Source organism: Paenibacillus sp. OV219 (assembly GCF_900110075.1).
Classification (GTDB): Bacteria; Bacillota; Bacilli; order Paenibacillales; family Paenibacillaceae; genus Paenibacillus_Z.
The window spans coordinates 32334-52710 of the sequence record NZ_FOCJ01000009.1; the positions used below are offsets into that span (position 1 = coordinate 32334).

Annotated in this window: 20 protein-coding genes and 1 other annotated feature; of the genes, 14 read left to right on the forward strand and 6 right to left on the reverse strand. The window is 54.0% G+C overall.

Going from position 1 to position 20377, the window contains the following annotated elements; translation table 11 throughout:
- Positions 1-161: 161 nt before the first annotated feature.
- Genes ligD through BMY11_RS20960 form a run of 3 tightly spaced genes read right to left on the reverse strand, consistent with a single transcriptional unit; the run spans position 162 to position 3031 of the window.
- The gene (ligD, locus tag BMY11_RS20950; protein WP_090580818.1) at positions 162-1064 is read right to left on the reverse strand and encodes a non-homologous end-joining DNA ligase; all 903 of its coding nucleotides are present in this window, start codon (positions 1062-1064) and stop codon (positions 162-164) included.
- On the reverse strand, positions 1061-2092 hold the full coding sequence (locus BMY11_RS20955; RefSeq protein ID WP_090580821.1) for an ATP-dependent DNA ligase: 1032 nt from the start codon (positions 2090-2092) through the stop codon (positions 1061-1063). Before BMY11_RS20955 ends, ligD begins: the two co-directional genes overlap by 4 nt.
- The gene (locus BMY11_RS20960) at positions 2093-3031 is read right to left on the reverse strand and encodes a non-homologous end joining protein Ku (protein ID WP_090580824.1); all 939 of its coding nucleotides are present in this window, start codon (positions 3029-3031) and stop codon (positions 2093-2095) included.
- Between the two features lie 129 nt (positions 3032-3160).
- Here BMY11_RS20960 and BMY11_RS28970 point away from each other — a divergent pair, with 129 nt between their 5' ends.
- Complete coding sequence (locus BMY11_RS28970) at positions 3161-3328, forward strand: hypothetical protein (RefSeq protein ID WP_177182748.1); 168 nt, start codon at positions 3161-3163, stop codon at positions 3326-3328.
- A 6-nt stretch (positions 3329-3334) separates the two neighbouring features.
- The gene (locus BMY11_RS20965; protein ID WP_090580826.1) at positions 3335-3523 is read left to right on the forward strand and encodes an H-type small acid-soluble spore protein; all 189 of its coding nucleotides are present in this window, start codon (positions 3335-3337) and stop codon (positions 3521-3523) included.
- 64 nt (positions 3524-3587) lie between these two features.
- Here BMY11_RS20965 and BMY11_RS20970 read toward each other — a convergent pair whose 3' ends face one another.
- A complete protein-coding gene (locus tag BMY11_RS20970; RefSeq protein WP_090580829.1) occupies positions 3588-4124 on the reverse strand; it encodes a chromate efflux transporter ChrA in 537 nt (178 codons plus the stop codon).
- Between the two features lie 14 nt (positions 4125-4138).
- A complete protein-coding gene (locus tag BMY11_RS20975; RefSeq protein WP_090580831.1) occupies positions 4139-4744 on the reverse strand; it encodes a chromate efflux transporter ChrB in 606 nt (201 codons plus the stop codon).
- A 167-nt stretch (positions 4745-4911) separates the two neighbouring features.
- Between BMY11_RS20975 and BMY11_RS20980 the strand changes: the two genes are divergently transcribed.
- The 10 genes from BMY11_RS20980 to BMY11_RS21030 all read left to right on the forward strand — a co-directional run bounded on the left by BMY11_RS20980 (position 4912) and on the right by BMY11_RS21030 (position 17170).
- Positions 4912-5811 carry a nucleoside hydrolase gene (locus BMY11_RS20980; RefSeq protein WP_090580834.1) on the forward strand — a complete coding sequence of 300 codons (900 nt, stop codon included), beginning with the start codon at positions 4912-4914 and terminating at the stop codon, positions 5809-5811.
- A 586-nt stretch (positions 5812-6397) separates the two neighbouring features.
- On the forward strand, positions 6398-7264 hold the full coding sequence (locus tag BMY11_RS20985) for a YitT family protein (RefSeq protein ID WP_090580837.1): 867 nt from the start codon (positions 6398-6400) through the stop codon (positions 7262-7264).
- A 218-nt stretch (positions 7265-7482) separates the two neighbouring features.
- A complete protein-coding gene (thiL, locus tag BMY11_RS20990) occupies positions 7483-8559 on the forward strand; it encodes a thiamine-phosphate kinase (protein ID WP_090580840.1) in 1077 nt (358 codons plus the stop codon).
- Between the two features lie 17 nt (positions 8560-8576).
- On the forward strand, positions 8577-9065 hold the full coding sequence (gene tsaE / locus BMY11_RS20995) for a tRNA (adenosine(37)-N6)-threonylcarbamoyltransferase complex ATPase subunit type 1 TsaE (RefSeq protein WP_090580843.1): 489 nt from the start codon (positions 8577-8579) through the stop codon (positions 9063-9065).
- Positions 9062-9937: a tRNA (adenosine(37)-N6)-threonylcarbamoyltransferase complex dimerization subunit type 1 TsaB gene (gene tsaB, locus BMY11_RS21000; RefSeq protein WP_090580846.1), complete on the forward strand. Its 876-nt coding sequence runs from the start codon at positions 9062-9064 to the stop codon at positions 9935-9937. Before tsaE ends, tsaB begins: the two co-directional genes overlap by 4 nt.
- Positions 9934-10434: a ribosomal protein S18-alanine N-acetyltransferase gene (gene rimI / locus BMY11_RS21005; protein WP_256217673.1), complete on the forward strand. Its 501-nt coding sequence runs from the start codon at positions 9934-9936 to the stop codon at positions 10432-10434. The genes tsaB and rimI overlap by 4 nt, the downstream gene beginning before the upstream one ends.
- The gene (gene tsaD / locus BMY11_RS21010; RefSeq protein WP_090580849.1) at positions 10421-11449 is read left to right on the forward strand and encodes a tRNA (adenosine(37)-N6)-threonylcarbamoyltransferase complex transferase subunit TsaD; all 1029 of its coding nucleotides are present in this window, start codon (positions 10421-10423) and stop codon (positions 11447-11449) included. Before rimI ends, tsaD begins: the two co-directional genes overlap by 14 nt.
- Before the next feature lie 84 nt (positions 11450-11533).
- Positions 11534-11843, forward strand: a binding site (T-box leader).
- Between the two features lie 583 nt (positions 11844-12426).
- Positions 12427-14016 (forward strand): 2-isopropylmalate synthase, encoded by a 1590-nt coding sequence (locus BMY11_RS21020; protein WP_256217674.1) that lies wholly within the window; start codon positions 12427-12429, stop codon positions 14014-14016.
- A 47-nt stretch (positions 14017-14063) separates the two neighbouring features.
- On the forward strand, positions 14064-14516 hold the full coding sequence (locus BMY11_RS21025; protein WP_090580855.1) for an HIT family protein: 453 nt from the start codon (positions 14064-14066) through the stop codon (positions 14514-14516).
- A 410-nt stretch (positions 14517-14926) separates the two neighbouring features.
- Entirely contained in the window at positions 14927-17170 is a 2244-nt protein-coding gene (locus BMY11_RS21030; protein ID WP_177182749.1) for a YhgE/Pip domain-containing protein, read from the forward strand.
- Here the strand turns inward: BMY11_RS21030 and BMY11_RS21035 are convergent.
- Positions 17167-19107 (reverse strand): ABC-F family ATP-binding cassette domain-containing protein, encoded by a 1941-nt coding sequence (locus BMY11_RS21035; RefSeq protein ID WP_090580861.1) that lies wholly within the window; start codon positions 19105-19107, stop codon positions 17167-17169. The two genes, BMY11_RS21030 and BMY11_RS21035, sit on opposite strands and share 4 nt — an antisense overlap.
- Positions 19108-19239: 132 nt before the next feature.
- Between BMY11_RS21035 and BMY11_RS21040 the strand changes: the two genes are divergently transcribed.
- Positions 19240-19896: a 5-formyltetrahydrofolate cyclo-ligase gene (locus tag BMY11_RS21040; RefSeq protein ID WP_256217675.1), complete on the forward strand. Its 657-nt coding sequence runs from the start codon at positions 19240-19242 to the stop codon at positions 19894-19896.
- Entirely contained in the window at positions 19887-20360 is a 474-nt protein-coding gene (gene moaC, locus BMY11_RS21045) for a cyclic pyranopterin monophosphate synthase MoaC (protein ID WP_090580865.1), read from the forward strand. The genes BMY11_RS21040 and moaC overlap by 10 nt, the downstream gene beginning before the upstream one ends.
- Positions 20361-20377 lie beyond the last annotated feature (17 nt).

Genomic DNA, 20377 nt, shown 5'->3' on the forward strand with positions numbered 1-20377 from the left:
GGAGTGTTGCCGGAAAAACCGCTATTGTGCAACGTATTCCATAAGCCATGAATCTCTTCGCTCGGTCTCTGTGAATACCTCCCACGGAAATGGATGTCTAATTTTACCACGTAAAAAAGAGCCCTCCAAGAAGGCTCTCATTCCGCTAGTTTTATTCGTCTCTACCGACCCTTCCCACCAATAAACTGCAGAATCGACCGAAGTGATTGCGGTGCGATTTTGTCCAATAGATCGCCTTCCTGCAAAAGCCTTTCTTCGATGTTTAGCAAATTGTAGTCCGTTATTGCGACACCGCGGCGCACTTCGTCCCAGTAGAGAGGCGTGGAGACGCTGGCGGCTCGGCGGGCTCGCGGGGAGTAAGGGGCGATGATCGTTTTGCCTTGGTAATGCTGCAAGTAGTCGATGTAGATCAGATCGCCACGATTCCGCTTGAACCGTTCGATCGTGAACAGCTGAGGATGCTTGTCCGACAAATAGTTGCCGACAAACTCCCCGATGGCGCGTAATTCGTCGAAGGTCAGCTCTGGAATGAGCGGCACAATGACCTGCACACCGGTAGCGCCAGACGTCTTCGGCGTCGATTCAATCCCTAGCGAGCGCAGCAAATCACCCACTAACATCGTTGCCTCCATAATCCGCGGCTCCTCGGGAAGTGTTGGGTCGAGATCGAGAATCCACTCCGTCGGATATTCGGGATTGCTGATGCGATCGAACGAGGCGTGATATTCGATGCATGCCAAATTACCGAGCCAGAGAAGAACCGGCAGCGAACTTAGCTTCACATAGGCGATGCTCTCATGTTCGTGCGTTTCGACGAAGGGGGGAGCGGGAGTTGGGCAGTTCTTCTGATAGAACGATTTGCCCTCCACGCCATCGGGAAAACGGATCGTCGTCAGCATCCGGTCTTGGCAGTGCTTGATTAGCCATGGCGACAACGCAGCCAGCCGCTGCAAGAAAATCGCCTTCGTGATGTCCATATCCGGGAAGAGCAGCTTCTCGGGATTGCTGATCGTCAGCTCCTGTCCTTCGACGACGATCGTCCCTTTAACCGAACGGGCACTCATGACAGTGGCTCCTTCGGCAGGAAGGTGACGAGCTTCGGATGACGCAGCTGTCCGGCGGAAGTGAACTCAAGTCCGGTCACGCGGCATTTGAACGGTAGCGTTAGCCACTGAATCTCTTCCTTGCGCAGATCCTCTGGTGTAACCGGAAAAGGACAGGTGACAACAGCGAGCTGTGAGTTCTGCGGCCGAAACGTTGATGCAATTACACGGCGAAGCGCATCGTTAAGTCCAAGAGAGACGCTGCCAAGATAGCTGCCTTCATGCTCCATAATGAGACTCGCCACAATGCCATTTCGCCACTTGAGTCCTACAATATCGACATCGAGCACAAGCGCGATCTTCTTCTTCAGCCAGTCGCGGTGCTTCTTGTCCTCCCGATAGGGGCTGCTGAGCCGCTTGCTCACGACGCCTTCCCAATTGTTCGTCTGCACCCACTCCCACAGCGCCGCCCCATCCTTGAACAGCTCCGTCACGAACATGCGCGGATCGTCGGCAGGGCATAGCTCCATCAGCTTGCGGTGCCGCTCCTCATAGGGAAGCTGCCGAAGATCGCCGCTCTCATCAGCGAGCAGATCAAACAGCACATAGACAAGCCCGCCATTCAGCTGCGCTCTTGTATCCGTGGCAGGTTGAAGGAGAGGGGAACGTGATCGCTCCCTCTTGAGGACATGCTGGAAGTTCGGGCGAACGCCGTCAAACCAGACAACCTCGCCATCGAGCAGACAACGACCAAGCTTCTCCGTCTTGGAGGTGATCAATGAAACAATTTCCGGATAAATGCCATTCTTCAAATACAGCTTTCGCGAAAAGATCTCCACATCCCCGTTTCCGTCCAAACGAGCAAGCATGCGGACGCCGTCCCACTTGAGCTGGTAGCCCCAATCGCTCCCGATTGGCAGCTCGTCGTCCGATATCGGAGCCATTGGCTCATTCGGAAGAGCGAGCGGCTGAACGCCGCTGCTGCTTAAATTTGCCGCAAGTAGCGAAGCATCGTCTGCCCACGGCTGCTCCTGATTGTGCGCAGACATCTAGGACACCGTTTCCTTCTTCGCCGTTTTGCGTGCACGCGGCTTCGTCACCTTGGCGACGACTTCGCTTTCGCCGGTTGTGCCTGCTTCTGTGGAAGCAATCGGTTCGCTGGCAGTGGTCGGCGTCATGCCTGCAGCGCCTGTATCGATGCCGCCAGGAGCGGTCGGCGGCAGCTTCACGGCCTCAAGGCTCGCTTGCAGCGCAGCCATGAGATCAAGCACATTCGTGCGCTGCTGCTCAGGAGCGACACGAACGTCTTCACCGGCGATTTTGTGCTGAATGAGATCCATCAGACGAGAGCGGTAGTCATCTGTATATTTTGCCGGCTCAAAAGGGGTCGACAGCTGCTCGATCAGCATCCGCGCCATCATCAGCTCTTTCTCATTGACGTTCACCGTCTCAGGAAGGCCGGGCACTTGGTCGATTGACCGGATCTCATCTGGATAGAATATCGTCTCCATCGCCAGGCAGTCGTCGATAATCCGAATTGCAGCGAGCGAGCTCTTCGACCGGATAGATACCTTCGCGATGCCGATACGGCCTGATTGCCGCATGGCCTCCATCAATAGATTGTACGCATTGCCGCCCGCCTGATCGGGGGAGAGGTAATACGTCTTCTGAAAATAAATCGGGTCGATCTCCTCCAACGCGACAAAATCGAGAATTGTAATCGTCTTCGTCGCATCGCTCGAAAGAGCCTCCAGCTCGTCCTTTTCTAATATGACGTAGCGGCCCTTCTCATACTCGTAGCCTTTTACAATATCATCCCACTCGACATCGACGTCGCAGGTGGGACATTTGCGAATATAGCTAATATTGCTCCCGCATTCACGGTGGATCATTTTGAGTGAAATATCTTTATCCTCGGTAGCTGAAAACATTTTGACAGGCACATGTACGAGGCCGAAACTAATAGCCCCTTTCCAAACCGTATGCATTTTATTTCCCCCTCACCCTGTAATTGAACACTAGTACCAGTGTTCCCTCAAATGCATGAAAGTAAGCCGGATCGGGCATATTTTTGGAGTAGCAAGAGCCAACATCATCATCTGAAGGAGGACATTGGAATGGCGGATACTGATAGCAACGACAAAACCCATGAAGGCCGCGAAGATTATTTTATGGACATTGACCGGATGGTGAATGAAGGATTAGGCGGCGGGCAAGTGACCTTGAACAATGGGCTTATCGCCGAATCGACCACGGATACCATGGAGCAAGAAGCGAGGGAATAGCGAACAATGGATACGAAGCGTGCAGTGGAAATTTACAGCTCGAAGGATACATTCTCCGTTCAACTGAGCGGGGAGCCGGTATGGATCGAAAATGTGGATGAAGTGAATGGGATGGCAACCGTGCAGGTTGGCTCCGATCCGCTGAATACGCAGACGGTTTCGGTCGATCGGCTGAAAGAGGAAGGCGAGGAGTAGAAGAAAAGAAGAGCGCCCTGGCTTCGGATTGACCGAGGCTTGGGCGCTCTTTGCTGTGCGGCGGCTAGAGCATGGGGAGGACAAGTCCTCCGTAAGCGAATGCCGCGAGGATGACGAAGGCCGGATGGATGCGGCGGATCTGCATCGCCCAGAAGGCGACGGCGGCAATAATTAGTCCTTGCCAGATGCCGATGTCTTGGACCGAAGTCCTGCCCATCTGCCAGGTGAGCAGCACCATCATAATCGCGATGACAGGCTGTACCAGCAGCGTCATTCCTTTGACGACTGGCGAAGCGCGGTGTTTCTTGAGCACCTTTAGCAGGATGATTAACGCGAGAGCGGATGGAACGATTGTCGCGATCAGCGCTATGGCGATGCCCAGCCAGCCTGCGGCTTCATAGCCGACATAGGTCGCGATCTTCGTCGCAATCGGGCCGGGCAGCGCGTTGCCGAGCGCAAGAATGTTCGAGAATTCCGCGTCGTTCGTCCAGTGATAATGCGTCACAATCTCTTGATACATAAGCGGGATCGAGGAAGGGCCGCCGCCATAGCCGAGCACATTGGCGATGAAGAAGCCGAATAATAGTTTGAGCCATTCCATTAGTTAAACGAGCCTCATTTCTGCTCTGAATTATTGGTTGATTTGGTGCGCTGCAGACGGCTGAGCAGCTTGAAATGCATCGCTCCGTACGTGAGGAACAGCACGATCACAATCGCGGGATGGACGCCGAGTAATTGGAGCAGCGCGAAGGAGACAAGCAGCATGATGATGCCGAGCTTGCGGCCAAGCCCCTTCATGGCGCGTTCGCCGAACTCATACGCCATGACGCCGAGCATGACGGCGATGACTGGAGCGACGGCGCTGATCATGCCGCGTACAATGGCGGAATGGCTGAGATAGTTCACCGCCGAGAGCAGCGACAGCATCGCGATTGACGAGGGCAGGATGTGGGCGAGCACCGAGAGGATCGCGCCTAGCGCGCCCTTCAATCGGTAGCCAAGATAAGCGGCGAGCTTGGTCGCGATCGGGCCGGGCAGTGCATTGGCGAGCGCGAGGATCTCGCCGAACTCTTCATCCGCCAGCCAGCGGTTCTTTGTTACCGCTTCGTAGCGGATGAGCGGGATAATCGACGGCCCGCCGCCGTAGCCGAGGATACCGGTTTTCATCATCGCCCAGCAGAGCTGCACGTACGGTTTTATAGTTGGGGCAGCAGTATTCATTGCTTGTAAGAACCTCATTCCTATACGGTGTTTGGTTGAACGCTTCTCTCATTATGAGGGATGAGTGAGATAACTGTACATTGTATTCTTCCTGATCCAGCGCATAATATGAAACTATGTAATTGATCTAACCTGATTGTTAATAACCTATTATATGGAGGGTAACAATGGACAGGACGAAGATAATCATAGACACGGATATTGGCGACGACATTGATGATGCGCTCGCGATTGCGTTTGCTCTTGAGTCGCCTGAGCTAGAGGTAATAGGCATCACGACGGTCTTCAAAAATGTGACGGCCCGGGCAAAGCTAGCGGTTAACCTGCTTCGGATGGCCGGTCGCGCAGATATTCCCGTATTCGCTGGCATAGGCAGTCCGATTCTAAACAAGGTGGACGTGAAGGAGATTCCGAACCAGTACGCTGAAGAGAAGGATGGACATGTGGACGGGTTCGGTACGAAGGCGATTGATTTCATTATCGATACGGTCATGAGCTCAGATGGGGATATTACAATAGTTCCGATCGGTCCCTTGACCAATATCGCGATAGCGATCCTCAAAGAGCCGGAGCTCAAACATAAGGTGAAAGAAATCGTAATGATGGGAGGTTGTTTCTACAGCCATTTAAGCGAATGGAATATAAGGTGCGACCCGGAAGCCGCAAGGGTTGTGTTCGAATCAGGCATACCGATCAAGGCTGTCGGATTGGACGTTACGGTGGAATGCGTTCTGACCAAGGAAGACGTAGACCGCTTGCTGACCTCTCCGAAAAAATCGGCGAGCTATCTCCCGGAAGTACTTACGCGGTGGCAACAAGTCGTAACGGACCATTATCCGATGATGCACGATCCGCTGGCCATCTGCGCAATATTCGATGACAACCTATTGGAATGGCAGCAGGATGACATTGTGGTGGAGACGCAGGGCGAGTTTACACGCGGGGCGACGTATAACAAGAGCGCGCTCTATTGGCGCGGAGATGCGGACAAGTCCGTCATCCGAGCTGCCAAAAAAGTCGATGCGGAAGCGTTTATTAAGTTGTATATGGACAGGGTTTGCTTGTAAGAAATGTCTCATTGAATCTCATTGAACTCCGATTTGCAAGGCAGAGCAGCGAACGATGGCTGCCTCTCTCGCAGGTAGGAGTTTTTTTACTTTATAGAATTTATAAGTTTCACTTGTGCAAATTTCTATATTGTCGCCGTGAAACGTAAGCTTTTGCCGAAAGGACGGCGACAGCCGTTTATCTCCATTCAGAAACATCGTATATTTTTACTTGAAATCATATTTTTGTTTATATTATCCCGTTTGGCGGTGTACTAAAATTAGTTTTGTAAGCGTTTTCGAAAGTTATCACTCCCGATCATCCAGTTATCTCGTCAAACCAAAACTTAAAAAGGTGTCGTATACCAATGTAACACCACAAATAACGGTCTGAGTAGGAGGATAAAAGTACGCAAGTCATGTCATGTACGCGTGAACGGATAGGTAGGTCGGGTTACAAGAAGTAGCGAAAGATGACGATTGGAAGATATAAATAATTAAAAGATGAAGATAACTTGGGTTTATATTTGGATTTTGGCTCAAAAAAGGGTATAATGGATAAATAAGCTTATTTTTAGCGTTTTTGTTAAGCTTAAGGGGGGATCATATGGCTAAACAGCATTATCGGTTGACGAAACTTGAACTGCTCTCTAGACTGGTGTTTCTTACTATTGGCGCTGCGCTTGTAGCTGTCGCGCTTGAGATTTTTCTTGTGCCGAACAACATTATTGATGGTGGAATTGTCGGTATCTCAATTATTATTTCTCATTTAACAGGCTTGCCTCTCGGTATTTTTCTATTCTTGCTGAACGTGCCTTTTCTTATCATCGGATACAAACAAATAGGTAAAACGTTCGCACTTTCCACGTTATACGGGGTCGTGGTCATGTCTATCGGTACAACGCTGCTGCACCCCGTGAAGGCTCTGACGTATAGCACATTCCTCGCTCCGGTTATCGGCGGGGTCATTCTCGGCATCGGGGTCGGTCTCGTCATAAGGTTCGGGGGATCGCTCGATGGGACGGAGATCATAGCGATTCTGTTTACGAAAAAGACACCTTTCTCTGTTGGTGAGATCGTAATGTTCTTCAATCTGTTCATTCTCGGCAGCGCGGGCTTTGTCTTCTCTTGGGATAGCGCGATGTACTCGCTTATTGCCTACTACATTGCCTTCAAGGTCATAGACGTGACGCTGGAGGGGATCGATCAGTCGAAGTCGGTCTGGATTATTAGCCAGGAGTGGAAAGAAATCGGCGATGCCATCATCAGCCGTTTAGGCCGTGGCGTGACGTATTTGCACGGGGAAGGGGCGTTCTCCGGCGGCTCGAAACGGGTTATCTTCTGTGTCATTACGCGTCTGGAAGAAGCGAAGATGAAGTCGATTGTGCAGGAGCTGGATCCGGCTGCTTTTCTCGCGGTAGGCAACATACACGACGTGAAGGGCGGCCGCTTCAAGAAGCGGGCAATCCACTAGTGTTAATGGGATAGGTTTCCCGAAAAAGGCAAGGCTGCGCGCTGGCGTGGTCTTGCCTGTTTTGTTGCGGGTAGCGTGGTTGACCGATATAATAAGGTAAATTAAACGAATCCGATACACCGCTTCGAATGGCGGTGGGTTTTGTGCGGACAAGCAAGAACGACTGGCATAAGTAGAGAAAAGACTAGTGTGCGGCGCGTAGCAGGAGGTGGCCGAAAATGGATGAGTTTGCGCGGATACGCTACTGGACAGAAGGCCGCCAAAGCACGGCGCTGCTTCAGGCGCAAGGTGTTGTGCTCGGCATCGGCGACGATGCTGCTATTGTAGAGTCGCCGGTAGGTGCTGCCGGCGGCGAGCTGCAGTGGCTGATGGCGGTCGACACGATGGTCGAGACCGTCCATTTCAGTGATGCGACGATGGAGGCCTTCGACATCGGCTGGAAGGCGCTTGCCGCCAATATTAGCGATATTGCGGCAATGGGCGGCGAGCCCCGGCATGCGCTGGTATCCATCAGCGCGCCACCAGCTTGGGAGCCGGCACGTATAAGCCGGCTCTATGACGGGCTGTTCGCGTGCGCCAATGCCTACGGCGTCGCGATCGTTGGCGGCGACACGACATCGGCGCCGCTGCACATGGTTGTGTCCGTGACGTTGATGGGAACCGTCACGGCAGGAGCGGCGATCCGCCGGGCAGGCGCAGCACCCGGCGACGCCGTGTTCGTGACCGGCCCCGCGGGAATGGCCGCGGCCGGTCTTCACGCTTTGCTCGCCGCGGCAGCTGCCCGCGGCGGTGCAGCGGCTGGCGGCGGCACGGGCACGCCGCCGCTGCCGCCGGGCGCCTCGGCGCTGGTGCAAGCACACCAGCGCCCGGCGCCTTCGGTGCGCGCGGCGCGGATGCTCGCCGCGCGCGGAACCGTCACGTCGCTGAATGACATCAGCGACGGACTCGCCAGCGAAGCCTGGGAAATCGCCGAGGCTTCGGGCGTCACGCTCGCGCTGCGCGAGTCACTGCTGCCGCGCAGCGGCAGCATGACCGCCTACGCGCACAGCTGCGGCGAGGATCCGCTGACCTGGATCCTCTACGGCGGCGAAGACTACATGCTGCTCGGCACGATTGCAGCAGCAGATGCACAGGCGGCGAAGGCTGATCTCGCCGCGGCCGGCCTGCCGATGTACCTCATCGGCGAGGTCGAAGCAGGACCTGCCGGAGTTGCCCTTATTCGCGATTTTGATGTTCGCAGCGAGCCGCAGCGGGAAGCGATTGCGAAGCGCGGCTATAATCATTTTGGAAATTAGGAGCTGAGATACGCTTCATGAGTGAGCAAATGGAAGTCATATGGATGACGGAGAACGAAGGGGATACCGTCCGTTTGGCGCAGCTCCTGGCGAGCTGGGCGGTGCAGGGAACGGTGCTGGCGCTTGACGGCGATCTTGGCGCGGGCAAAACTAGGTTCTCGCAAGCTTTTGCAGCCGGAATCGGTGTGCCTGGCGTCGTGAACAGCCCGACGTTTACGATTATTAAAGAATATAAGGGCGCGCAGCTGCCGCTTTATCATATGGATGTTTATCGGTTGTCCGAGGACGAGGCGGACGAGCTTGGGCTTGACGACTATTTCTTCGGCGACGGCGTCACGATAGTCGAATGGGCAAGCTTGATTGAAGCGCTGCTTCCGCCGGATCGGCTGCAGATGTACATCACGCACTTAGGCGACGAAGCGCGGCGGATTACGATAACCGGCATCGGCGCGCAGTACGTGGCATGGTGCCAACAATTACAGGCGATAGGAGCACAAAGCGAATGAGTGAACATACACAATCGCCGGAGAAACAGAACGGGCAACAGCAACAACAGCTCGTGCTCGCACTAGATACATCAACAGCCTCTTTGGCCTGCGCGCTCGTACGCGGGCAAGAAGTGCTTAAGGATATACAGTCGCTTGCGGAGCGCAATCATTCAGTCCATACAGTTTCTATTGTGCAACAGATTTTGGCGGACTGCGGTGTAAAACCAGAAGAGCTGGACGGTATCGCGATTGGTCGAGGTCCTGGATCTTACACGGGCATGCGGATCGCCGTTTCTGTGGGCAAAACGCTGTCGTGGGTATGGAATAAGCCGCTCGTCGGCGTGTCCAGCATCGAAGCGCTCGGCTATGGCGCGTGGCAATCCCATGCTTCTGCAGAGCTGTCGCAGGCGGCGGCTCCTTTGTGGATCGTCCCGATTATGGACGCAAGACGCGGACAGGTGTACACGGCTTTGTTCGAGGCGGCAGCACATGACGGCGAAGGCGGGAATTGGACGCGTGTGTCCAAAGACGGCATTCGTCTCATGCATGACTGGGTAGATCGGCTTGTTGCGAAGCTAGCTGAGTTACCTTCAGAATCGCGCCCATCTGCCATCTGGATCGTTGGCGAGCTGGAAAAGCATGAAGAAGAAGCGGATCGTCTGCAGCAATTGTGTTCGGAATCTGGTCGTAACGTAGAAGTACGCAAGCAGGAGTACATTTTGGAAGGACGCTCGGTTGCTTCGCTTGGCCTTCACCGCCTCGCTGCCGGCGAGCAGGACGATGCGCATACGTTCATCCCGAACTATACGCAGCTGACGGAAGCGGAAGTAAAGCTTCAGGAGAAAACAGCCCAGCAAGCGGCTGACGGAAAGGGCGGCGGGTCACAGTGAAAGTAATCGAGGATGTGAGCCGTCTTGTTTTTCGGATGATGACGCTTGATGATGTGCCTACGATTGTAGCCATCGAGCAGGAAAGCTTCACGAGTCCGTGGACCGAGGAAGCATTCGTGAACGAGCTGACGAACAATCATTTTGCCCGTTATATGGTGATGGATTACGAAGGTGAAGTGATCGGTTATGGCGGCATGTGGACCATTATGGATGAAGCGCATGTGACGAATGTGGCTGTTCGCGAGCAGTATCGCGGTTTTGGGCTCGGCACGAAGCTGATGGTGGAGCTGCAGCGGACTGCGGTCATGTTCGGCGCGAAGCGCATGACTCTTGAGGTGCGAGTGTCCAATGAGGTGGCTCAGCGGCTGTACAGCAAGCTGGGATTTGAGCCGTCCGGCATTCGCCCCGGCTATTATTCAGACAATATGGAGGATGCGCTCATCATGTGGGCGGAGCTGAATTCCTCGGGTGTGGGGCTTACAGATGACGACGAATGAACTTATTCTCGCTGTGGAGACGAGCTGCGATGAGACGAGCGTAGCGGTTATCCGCGGCGGTAAACATATTTTATCCAACATTGTTTCGAGCCAAATTGAAACGCACAAAAGATTCGGAGGCGTTGTTCCAGAGATCGCATCGCGCAAGCATGTCGAGTCGATTTCGCTCATAATGGAACAGGCGCTGTTAGAGGCAGGCGTGACGTTTCGCGATCTGTCGGCCATTGCGGTTACACAGGGCCCCGGGCTAGTTGGGGCACTGCTTGTCGGAATCGTTGCAGCCAAAAGCTTATCGATGGCGCTAGGTCTCCCCTTAATCGGTACGCATCATATCGCCGGACATATTTATGCGAATGAGCTTGTCGCGGAGATGCAGTATCCGTGTCTGGCGCTCGTTGCCTCGGGCGGTCATACGGAGCTTGTGCTGATGGAGAGCGAAGGCATGTTCAAGATTCTTGGACGAACTCGCGACGATGCAGTAGGTGAGGCTTATGACAAAGTGGCGCGGACCCTCCAATTCCCTTATCCGGGCGGACCTCATATTGACAAGCTGGCTCAGGGTGCTGAAGAGGAGATTGTGATGCCTCGCGCGTGGCTGGAGCCGGATTCGTATGATTTTAGCTTTAGTGGGTTGAAATCGGCCGTTCTAGCTGCAATCAACTCTGCCAAAATGAAAGGTGAACCGCTTCGTGAAGCTGCCCTCGCCCGCGGATTCCAAGCCTCTGTCATCGATGTGCTCGTGACAAAAGCGCTCCGCGCGGTGCGCGAAACAGGCGCGAAGCAGCTGCTGCTCTGCGGCGGCGTTGCCGCCAATGGCGGGCTGCGCGCGGCATTGACCGCACGCTGTGAAGAAGCTGGCATTCCGCTGCTTATTCCGCCGCTTAAGCTATGCACGGATAATGCCGCGATGATTGGCGCGGCTGCGCATCTCAAGTGGACGCGTGGCGAATTCACGCCGCTCGACATGAAAGCAGAACCGGGACTGTCCCTGGAAGAATGGTCGGTGCGGAGTTAAATTATTTTTGCTTAGCACAATATCTGAATTGACAGACGATTTGGGGAAGCATATAATAGGCAACAACACTTCACATTCATTATGCGAAACGCGTTGAACAGGAATAGTAGAGCTTACGTACCGTGATCAGAGAGCTGCGGGTTGGTGCAACGCAGACGGGTAACAGCTTGAAACTCGCCTGGGAGCGGAATAGCGGAAACGAGCCCATGTTTTGTTGGCCGAAGGCCAAGGCTGATGGAGCAGCTCGCGTACGTTGTTACGGTTAACCGCCGTGATCCGGTGCATCGCTGACGACTTCTAGAATCGTTAGCATGCTTAAGTGGACGTTATGCTCTCATGGGCAGCGTCAACAAGGGTGGTACCGCGCTGGACTAACAAGTCTGTCGTCTCTTGATTCGAAAGTATTCGAATCGGAGATGGCAGGCTTTTTTTGATGCTATTACGACTGAAGTGAACATAAATCGTCAAACGCAATGATCAGGAGCAGTAGGAATCGAATCCGGGAAAAGCAGAGAGCTGCGGGGTGGTGCGACGCAGTCGAAGGATGATCCGAACTCGCCTGGGAGCGGAACGGTGGAACACGGCGGCAATGCTTTGGGGCGTTAAGCACGAAGCGCTCGTTGCCGGCAGTACACCAGTTACGGCTAACCCCCGTGATCGGGTGCAGCATATTGAAGGTGAGTTATGGCAAGCAAGTTGCGCCATGCTCGCCGAGAGTATAGCTGCTTAAGCGGGTCCGGACTTTGAGTGTTCGGGCAACGAGAGTGGTACCGCGGCAAGCTCATGAAGCCTGTCGTCTCTTGATTACACAAGAGACGATGGGCTTTTTTTGTTGGGCAGCAGCTCAAGAGATCCAGCAAACCAGCTACATCGAGCAAAAGTTGGCTAAACGAACCCAAGAGGTCCAGCAAACCAGCTCTACCAACCAGCTAACGATCTAAACCAAATCCCATAAACCATTTAGGAGGTTAACCCTTATGTCTATGAATCAATCTCAATCTCAACCCCAATCCAATAACCGCATCATCCGCATCTTTGACACAACACTGCGTGACGGAGAGCAGTCGCCGGGCGCGACGCTGCGCCCGGAGCAGAAGATCGTTCTAGCCCGCCAGCTGGCGAGGCTGGGCGTCGACATTATCGAGCCGGGCTTCCCCGTATCGAGCCCAGGCGAGTTCGCGGCGGTGCAACAGATTTCCCGCGAGCTGCAAGGCGTGGAAATCGTCGGCTTCGCCCGCGCGATCAAAGGCGACATTGACGCCGCGGTCCGCTCCACAATGGATGCTGCTCGCCGCCGTCTACACCTGTTCATCTCCTCCTCGGATATCCATCTGGATTTCCAACTGAAGAAATCCCGCGAGGAGGTACTTGAGATCGCACGTCAGATGGTCGCCTACGGCAAGCAATTCGTCGATGAAATCGAGTTCTCGCCGATGGATGCGAGCCGCACAGGCCGTGAGTTCGTCATCGAGATGGTCGAAGCGGTCATCGCAGAAGGCGCAACGGTCATTAACCTGCCGGATACGCTTGGCTACGCGCTGCCAGAGGAGTACGGTAATTTGTTCCGCACGGTACGGGCAGGAGCAAGAGGTGCGGATAAAGTGCAGTTCAGCGCACACTGCCATAATGACCTTGGCCTTGCAGTAGCGAACAGCCTTGCTGCTATCCAAGCTGGTGCGAACCAGGTAGAAGTGACGATTAACGGCATCGGCGAACGCGCGGGTAACTGCTCGCTGGAGGAGCTGGTGATGGCGATCGAGACGCGCAAATCGGCCATCAGGGCAGAGACTGGCATCGTGATGAGTGAAATCTTCGAGACATCACGGATGGTCAGCCGGGCGATGAACTTCCCGATTGCGTACAATAAGCCAATCGTAGGTCGGAACGCTTTTCAGCATGAGTCGGGCATTCACCAAGATGGCCTCTTGAAGAACCGTAACACCTACGAGATTATGGACCCTGAAGCGATGGGCATTCCACGCAGCATGATCGTACTTGGCAAGCATTCCGGCCGTCACGCGATTAAGCATAGACTGGCTGATTTCGGCATCGAGCTGACTGACGAGCAATTGCTTGATGTGTATAACCGCTTCAAAGAGAAAGCCGACGAGATGAAAATCGTACCCGACGACGTCCTCGTCCGTCTGGCTAGCGAATCGACAGCGACGCAGCATGATCCATACACGCTGATCGACCTGCAGGTGCTTGCTGGCACGCAGCGTTCCCGCATCGCTTCTGTAACGATCCGCGAGCGCGACTCCCAAGAGGAACGGACGCTGACAGGCACTGGCACAGGTCCGCTTGAAGCAGTTATTCACTGCTTGCAGCAAGCGATTCCGGTGTCCGCAGAGTTCGAGGATCTGGAGATCCACTCGTTATCTACAGGCGAAGATGCACATGGCGAAGCGAATGTCAGCATTGTGCATAACAATCGGCGGTATACGGGGACGGCTGTGCATAACGATATTATTTTGGCGGCGGCACAGGCTTACGTGGGAGCATGCAATCAGATGCTAGTGAGCATGCAGGATAGTGAATCAGAAGAAGATATGGAACAACTGGCCTAAGCCTGAAGCGAGTCAGCTGATTTGCCCAAAAGGAGGCGCCTAACCGTATGGACATCCAGCCGTGTTTCATATGCAGCAAGCACCGCGGAGACATTAAGTCAGCAGGAGGCGTCATCTATGAGAACGAGCATCTATCCGTATCACATATGGGGATTGGCGGCGAGAACCAAAGTGTGTATCTCGGCTATCTGATCGTCGAAGCGAAGCGGCATGCGCGAGGGCTTGGCGATCTGACGGACGAGGAGGCAGGCGCAGTCTTCGTCGCCACGAACCGAATGAGCCGCGCACTCCGAGAAAAGCTGCAAGCGGAGCATGTGTACAGCTATGTGCGAGGTGATGCTGTGCCGCACTTTCATATGCATCTTATTCCGCGCTATGCCGGGACACCGGAGCCGTTCTGGCATCCGATGCAGCTTGCCGAGTGGCCGGATGCGCCGCGTGGCAACGCCCACCTTATCGAGCGAATCTGCTCGCAGCTACGTGCTGCAATCACCAATTAACAGAGCCAAACAGAGGGTTATCCAGCCCTCTGTTTTTCTTTTTCCACGGCTACGCAACAGTTATCCACAGACTTACTCACAACATTACCTTCCAATGTGAACAAGTGCGTGAAAGCCGCATAAAATGGGCGTTTACATTGTGAACAAATGTCGGATAAGTTTTTCACAACCAAACTGTGGACAATGTGGATAAAGTGGATAATAACAGCTCTCATAATTCTCAGGAACTTCTAATATTAAAGAAACGTTAAATTTATTCATGTTTAACCTCGTTAATAGTGCCAGAATTGCCGCACAATTCATCCATAGCTGTGGATAATTCTGTGGACAAGGGGGATAGATTGAAAAACCGCATGTGCGGCCGCCTTCGTGCAAATGCTACTTATACAGACGATAGGGAGGAACATGCAATGCAGGAAACGACGAGTCCGACGAGTGCGGCAAGTACAATCAGTGGATGGAGGTTGGCTATTCTCGATATCAAATCCATGTGGGGATCCCGTGCCGTGCGTAAATCGCTGCTGGGCCTCATGGTCCTTCCGCTCATATACAGTTTCATTTACTTGTGGGCATTCTGGGATCCGACGGCAAGGCTGAACAAGCTCCCCCTTGCGATCGTTAATGAAGATACAGGCGCGAAACGCGGAGGTGAGCAGCACAATCTGGGCAGTGAGCTTGTAGCGAAGTTGATCGCGGATACCGATACCCACTGGACGGAGGTGAGTAGGGAGCAAGCCCGCAAAGGGATCAAGAAAGAGAGCTATGCGCTTGCTCTCTATCTTCCGCCTGAATTCTCGACACAAGCATACAGCGTCAGCAGCGATCATCCACAGCCGACTCGCTTGAACATGGAGTTAAGCGAAGGGAGCAACATGCTGCAGGCCAAGATTGTGCGTGCCGTAGCAGACCGTGTGAATGATAAGCTGCGCAAGGAGCTGCAGGAAAACTATTTAAGCGTTATTTTCGACCAGGTGCTTAATGGAGCAAAAGGGCTGCAGGACGCAGCGGACGGCGCTGCCAAGCTGTCTGCTGCATCGGAGCAAGCGTATAAGGGTGCAGGCGAGTTAGCAAACGGATTAACCCAAAGCGGAGGCGGTATGACGAAGCTGTCCACAGGCTTGCAAACCATAACAAGCGGAGCAAACGAGTTGGAGAATGGGCTCGTGAAGCTGAATGCATGGGCGGAGCTGGCTTCTGCCGGCATTGATCAGTGGAATGGCGTTCGCGCTGCTTCGATCACACAGACTGCACTCGACCCTGCCAAGCAGTTAGCCGCTTCACAATCCAACTTGCTCACATCGTTAACAGGAGTAAGCCATGATATGACCATGCTTCGGGGTGAGCTAGCAAACGTCAAGAGTGCGGCCTCAGATTTAAACACATTGAATACGCTCGTTCGCCCGGTGCAGACGCAAGTCTCCGATATGAATAATCGGGCACAGACCGGGCAGCAGCTGCTTCAAGACTTAGGGCAGCTTAATGCAGATCTCACCAGCAATACGAACTATAAGCAGTTGGCGGAGCAGCTTGGCAGTATCCAGTCGACAGGGGCAGACGCGGCCGGCACTCTGCAGGCAGTGACACAATCGATTGACCATCTTAAATCATCGCTCGATCAATCCATCGGACAAATCGCTAGCGAAGCAGCTGCATTGACGCCGAAGTTGGATCAGCTAGCAGGGCAAATGGATCAGTTCCGCACGGCGGCAGATAACGTATCCTCGTTGCTAGGCAAGCAGCAATCGGCTGCGCAAAACATTGCCGAACGGGTAAGAGATGTGGCGAGTGGCGTGGGTCAATTGCAGCAAGGAAGCAGTAAGCTGATGAACGGGCTGCTGCAGCTTGGCAGCGGAGTGGAGGCGCTTCGCATCGGCAACGCGAAGCTTGGCGATGGGACTGCTTCGCTTCAAGACGGCCTTGCACAGATGAATAGAGGGCAGGGCGAACTGGCGGACAAATTAGCGGACGCCGCGGGTATGGCGTCCACAGACGGACAAGCCGCCAACCGCCAAGCGGTTATCGCGGATCCGGTCATGCTGGAGGAGACGAATTTGCATCCAGTGCCGAGCAACGGCGTAGGGTTTGCGCCTTATTTTATCGCGCTGTCGCTGTGGGTGGGTTCTCTTGTGCTGTTCTTTGTAATCGACATTTGGCGGGTGCTTGCTCTGCCTCACGGCCCTCTCGCGTACCTCGGAAGCAAATACGTCGCGCTAGCTTCGGTTAGCATCTGTCAGGCGTTGCTGTCGGTGTTTATTTTGCATACGGGGCTGGGTATCCCGACGGTGCTGCCGCCGCTTGCGATGTATATCTACGCGATGCTGGTTGGGCTTGTGTTTACGGCGATTCTATTCATGCTGATCGCGGTGCTTGGCAGTGATACGGGAAGATTCGTCGCGGTGCTGATCTTGATGCTGCAGCTCACCTCGAGCTCCGGATCGTATCCGGTGGTGCTGGAGCCGGGGCTGTTCCGGTTCATTCATCCTTTTCTGCCAATGACTTACGCAGTTGAAGGTCTGCGGCAGCTGATCTCGCTCGGGGAGTGGACAGCAATAATCCGGACTGCAGGGCTGCTGTCCGGATTCGGGTTGTGTTCGCTATTGCTGCTCTATGTGTTCAAACGTCGCTCAATTATGAAAGAAGTGAAGCTGGCTTAAGCGAGCAGCAGATCCCATGCATCATAAACATCTTGGAGCTGTCCTTTGAGTGCCTCCAGATCGGACTGGATTTGCTGTACTCGCACATAGTCATTGTACACGTCTGGATCGGTGAGCTGCTCTTCAAGAACGGCAATCTCGCCTTCCAAGCGGGCAATGTCGTTCTCAAGCTGTTCCTGCTTGCGCTGCCGATTTCGTTCGTCACGCTTCGCTTGTTTGTCGGCTTCGTACGAAGAAACGGGGGCCGTTTCCTGCGCGGCTGCGGCTTTGCTCGGTTTTCCTTGCAGAGTTGACAGCGTTTCCAGCTGGAGCTCCTCGGTTTCACGCTTTTTCTGGATCATTTCGTCATAATTTCCCAGGAAATGCTGAGTGCCTTCCGGTCCAAGTTCGACAATGCGCTCCGCCATCTTGTTAAGGAAATAACGGTCATGGGAAATGAATAAAAGGGTACCGTCATAATCAATTAGCGCGGATTCCAGCACCTCTTTGCTGTACAAGTCGAGATGGTTGGTAGGCTCATCGAGAATGAGCATATTCGCATGGGCAAGCATCAGCTTCGAGAGGGAGACACGTGCCCGTTCGCCTCCGCTAAGCGTGCTGATCTTCTTCTTCACGTCATCGCCGCTGAACAAGAAATTGCCGAGTACGGTACGAATTCGCGCTTCTTCGATTCCCGGATAGGTGTTCCAAAGCTCTTCTAGCACGGTATTCGATTTGTTCAGCCCCGTGTGCTCCTGGTCGTAATAGCCAATCTTCACATTCGTTCCCCAGCGAATAGTGCCTTGCTCGTATGGCTGCTGATCGACAAGCGCCTTGAGCAGCGTTGATTTGCCGATCCCGTTCGGACCGATCAGTGCCACATTTTCACCGCGCTCTAATCGGAAAGAAACATGCTCGAAGAGAGACGTTTGTTTTTCCGGGAAGCGAATGGAGACGTCATTCACGTCCAACACATCGTTACCGCTTTGGCGTTCAATCTCGAAGGAGAAGCTCGCTTTCTTCAGATCGCCATGCGGCTTGTCGAGCCGATCCATCTTCTCAAGCGCCTTTCGACGGCTTTGTGCGCGCTTTGTTGTCGATGCACGGACGATGTTACGCTGGATGAAGTCCTCGAGTTTTGCGATTTCATCCTGCTGCTTGTCGAACTGCTTCATCTGTGCTTCATATTCGGCCGCTTTAATATCGATAAAACGGGAATAATTGCCCGTATAGCGTCTTGCCGCATGCCGCTCGATCTCGACAATCGTCTGGACGACAGCGTCGAGGAAGTAACGGTCATGAGAGACGACAAGAATGCCGCCGTCATAGCCGCGCAGGTAGTCTTCGAGCCAAGTGAGCGTCTCAATATCGAGATAGTTGGTCGGCTCATCGAGCATGAGCAGATCCGGCGCTTGCAGCAGAATTCGCGCCAGCGCGAGGCGGGTCTTCTGGCCACCGCTCAGTGTGGAGATGATCGTATCCGGAGGGAACTGGCCGAAGCCCATCCCGTGCAAAATCATTCGAATACGGGTTTCCACCTCGAACCCGCCGTTCTCCCGGAACCAGTCGGACAGTTTCGAATATCGGTCAAGTATAGATTGATACTGCTTTTCATCAGCGTGGAGATTCGGATCAGCGATTTGCTGCTCGAGCGTGCGAAGCTCTTTCTCCGCTTCAAGCAGGTGAGCAAAGACAGCGCGCATCTCCTCGTCAATTGTCTTATCCGATTGCAGGCCGCTCGATTGCGCCAAGTAGCCGATCGTCGTTTCCTTCGATTTATAGATGGTGCCGGAGTCGGCAGACATTTCTCCGGCGATAATCCGCAGCAGTGTCGATTTGCCGGCGCCGTTCACGCCGACAAGTCCAACTCGCTCACGCGGCTGCACTTGGAATGTAATGGACGAGAGCACCTTGCTTACCCCGTAGCTTTTGGATACATCAGAAACTTGAAGAAGCATGATTGTTGAAACCTCCGCTTGAAAAATTCCTATGCCCTTCAGTTTACATGAAAAATGGTTATTGTGCGACATGCATATGGCTGTCCGCTTATTGGCGAAAATTGGGCAATAGTGATAAACTATGGAGTAACTATGACCAGCAAAGCGGTGAATCGGATGAGGCATGCGGAGGAGAAGAAGACGGCCCGGCTTCTTGCCGCGAAGCGGCGGGACAGCTTCCCGGAGCAGCAGCGGCTCGCTTGGTCGGATACGGCCTGCCAGCAGACAGTCGATTGGCTGCAGCACCTTGCAGGACCGATGGTGAGCAGCGTTATGATCTATATCCCATTTCGTTCGGAGCTCGATACGACACTCTTGATTGAGTGGTGCTGGCGCAAAGGCATTTCAGTCATTGTGCCGCGCTGCGTGAAGGAAAACCGTGCCATGGAGCTGTATTTGCTTCAGGCTTGGGACGAACTAGTGCCTGGCGCTTATGGCATTAGAGAACCGGATTCTACGACGGTGCAACGATGGGATTTGGCCGTTCAGCTGCCGGACGTCATCTTCGTGCCGGGGTTATCGTTCGATACGAGCGGCGGCAGGCTGGGCTACGGAGGCGGTTATTATGACCGGTTTCATGAGGTGCTGAGTCGTATCTCTGCTGAGCAGAAGCGGAAGTTCCCGCTCTGGGTAGGCCTTGGCTACGAAGCGCAGTGGGTCGATAGCGTGCCAATGGACGAACATGATGCGGCCGTCGATGCGGTCATTACGGAACATGGAGTGACAAGGGGGCGCGCAGGATGGATTTGACACATTTTAATGAACAGGGTAGAGCTCGCATGGTGGACATCTCCGACAAAGAGGTGACCTCACGCATTGCAGTTGCGCGTACGACTGTGACGATGGCAGAAGATACATTGTTACGGATCAAAGCGGGCACCATTGGCAAAGGAGATGTGCTCGCGGTTGCGCAAGTGGCGGGCATTATGGCGGCGAAGAACACGTCGAACTGGATTCCGATGTGCCATCCGCTTCCGCTGACTGGCGTGAATTTGGCTTTTGCTGATAATGGCAAGGATGAGCTATATATAGAAGGCACTGTGAAGACGACCGGTAAGACCGGCGTTGAGATGGAGGCACTAACAGCAGTCTCCGCGGCTGCGCTGACCGTGTACGATATGTGCAAGGCGCTGCAGAAGGACATGGGTATCGGACCGACCTATCTGAGCGCGAAGAGCGGCGGAAAAAACGGTGATTATACAGTTGATCGTTAATGGCATATCTTTCTGAA

Bases quoted from the DNA above. Each gene is read 5' to 3' on its own strand.
- moaC (WP_090580865.1), top strand. From the start codon at position 19,887: ATGGATTTGACACATTTTAATGAACAGGGTAGAGCTCGCATGGTGGAC.
- tsaB (WP_090580846.1), top strand. From the start codon at position 9,062: ATGAGTGAACATACACAATCGCCGGAGAAACAGAACGGGCAACAGCAA.
- BMY11_RS21025 (WP_090580855.1), top strand. From the start codon at position 14,064: ATGGACATCCAGCCGTGTTTCATATGCAGCAAGCACCGCGGAGACATT.
- tsaE (WP_090580843.1), top strand. From the start codon at position 8,577: ATGAGTGAGCAAATGGAAGTCATATGGATGACGGAGAACGAAGGGGAT.
- BMY11_RS20980 (WP_090580834.1), top strand. From the start codon at position 4,912: ATGGACAGGACGAAGATAATCATAGACACGGATATTGGCGACGACATT.
- BMY11_RS21040 (WP_256217675.1), top strand. From the start codon at position 19,240: ATGACCAGCAAAGCGGTGAATCGGATGAGGCATGCGGAGGAGAAGAAG.
- BMY11_RS21020 (WP_256217674.1), top strand. From the start codon at position 12,427: ATGTCTATGAATCAATCTCAATCTCAACCCCAATCCAATAACCGCATC.
- ligD (WP_090580818.1), bottom strand. From the start codon at position 1,064: ATGAGTGCCCGTTCGGTTAAAGGGACGATCGTCGTCGAAGGACAGGAG.
- BMY11_RS20985 (WP_090580837.1), top strand. From the start codon at position 6,398: ATGGCTAAACAGCATTATCGGTTGACGAAACTTGAACTGCTCTCTAGA.
- thiL (WP_090580840.1), top strand. From the start codon at position 7,483: ATGGATGAGTTTGCGCGGATACGCTACTGGACAGAAGGCCGCCAAAGC.
- BMY11_RS21035 (WP_090580861.1), bottom strand. From the start codon at position 19,107: ATGCTTCTTCAAGTTTCTGATGTATCCAAAAGCTACGGGGTAAGCAAG.
- BMY11_RS20975 (WP_090580831.1), bottom strand. From the start codon at position 4,744: ATGAATACTGCTGCCCCAACTATAAAACCGTACGTGCAGCTCTGCTGG.
- BMY11_RS28970 (WP_177182748.1), top strand. From the start codon at position 3,161: ATGGCGGATACTGATAGCAACGACAAAACCCATGAAGGCCGCGAAGAT.
- BMY11_RS20955 (WP_090580821.1), bottom strand. From the start codon at position 2,092: ATGTCTGCGCACAATCAGGAGCAGCCGTGGGCAGACGATGCTTCGCTA.
- BMY11_RS20965 (WP_090580826.1), top strand. From the start codon at position 3,335: ATGGATACGAAGCGTGCAGTGGAAATTTACAGCTCGAAGGATACATTC.
- BMY11_RS20960 (WP_090580824.1), bottom strand. From the start codon at position 3,031: ATGCATACGGTTTGGAAAGGGGCTATTAGTTTCGGCCTCGTACATGTG.
- BMY11_RS21030 (WP_177182749.1), top strand. From the start codon at position 14,927: ATGCAGGAAACGACGAGTCCGACGAGTGCGGCAAGTACAATCAGTGGA.
- BMY11_RS20970 (WP_090580829.1), bottom strand. From the start codon at position 4,124: ATGGAATGGCTCAAACTATTATTCGGCTTCTTCATCGCCAATGTGCTC.
- tsaD (WP_090580849.1), top strand. From the start codon at position 10,421: ATGACGACGAATGAACTTATTCTCGCTGTGGAGACGAGCTGCGATGAG.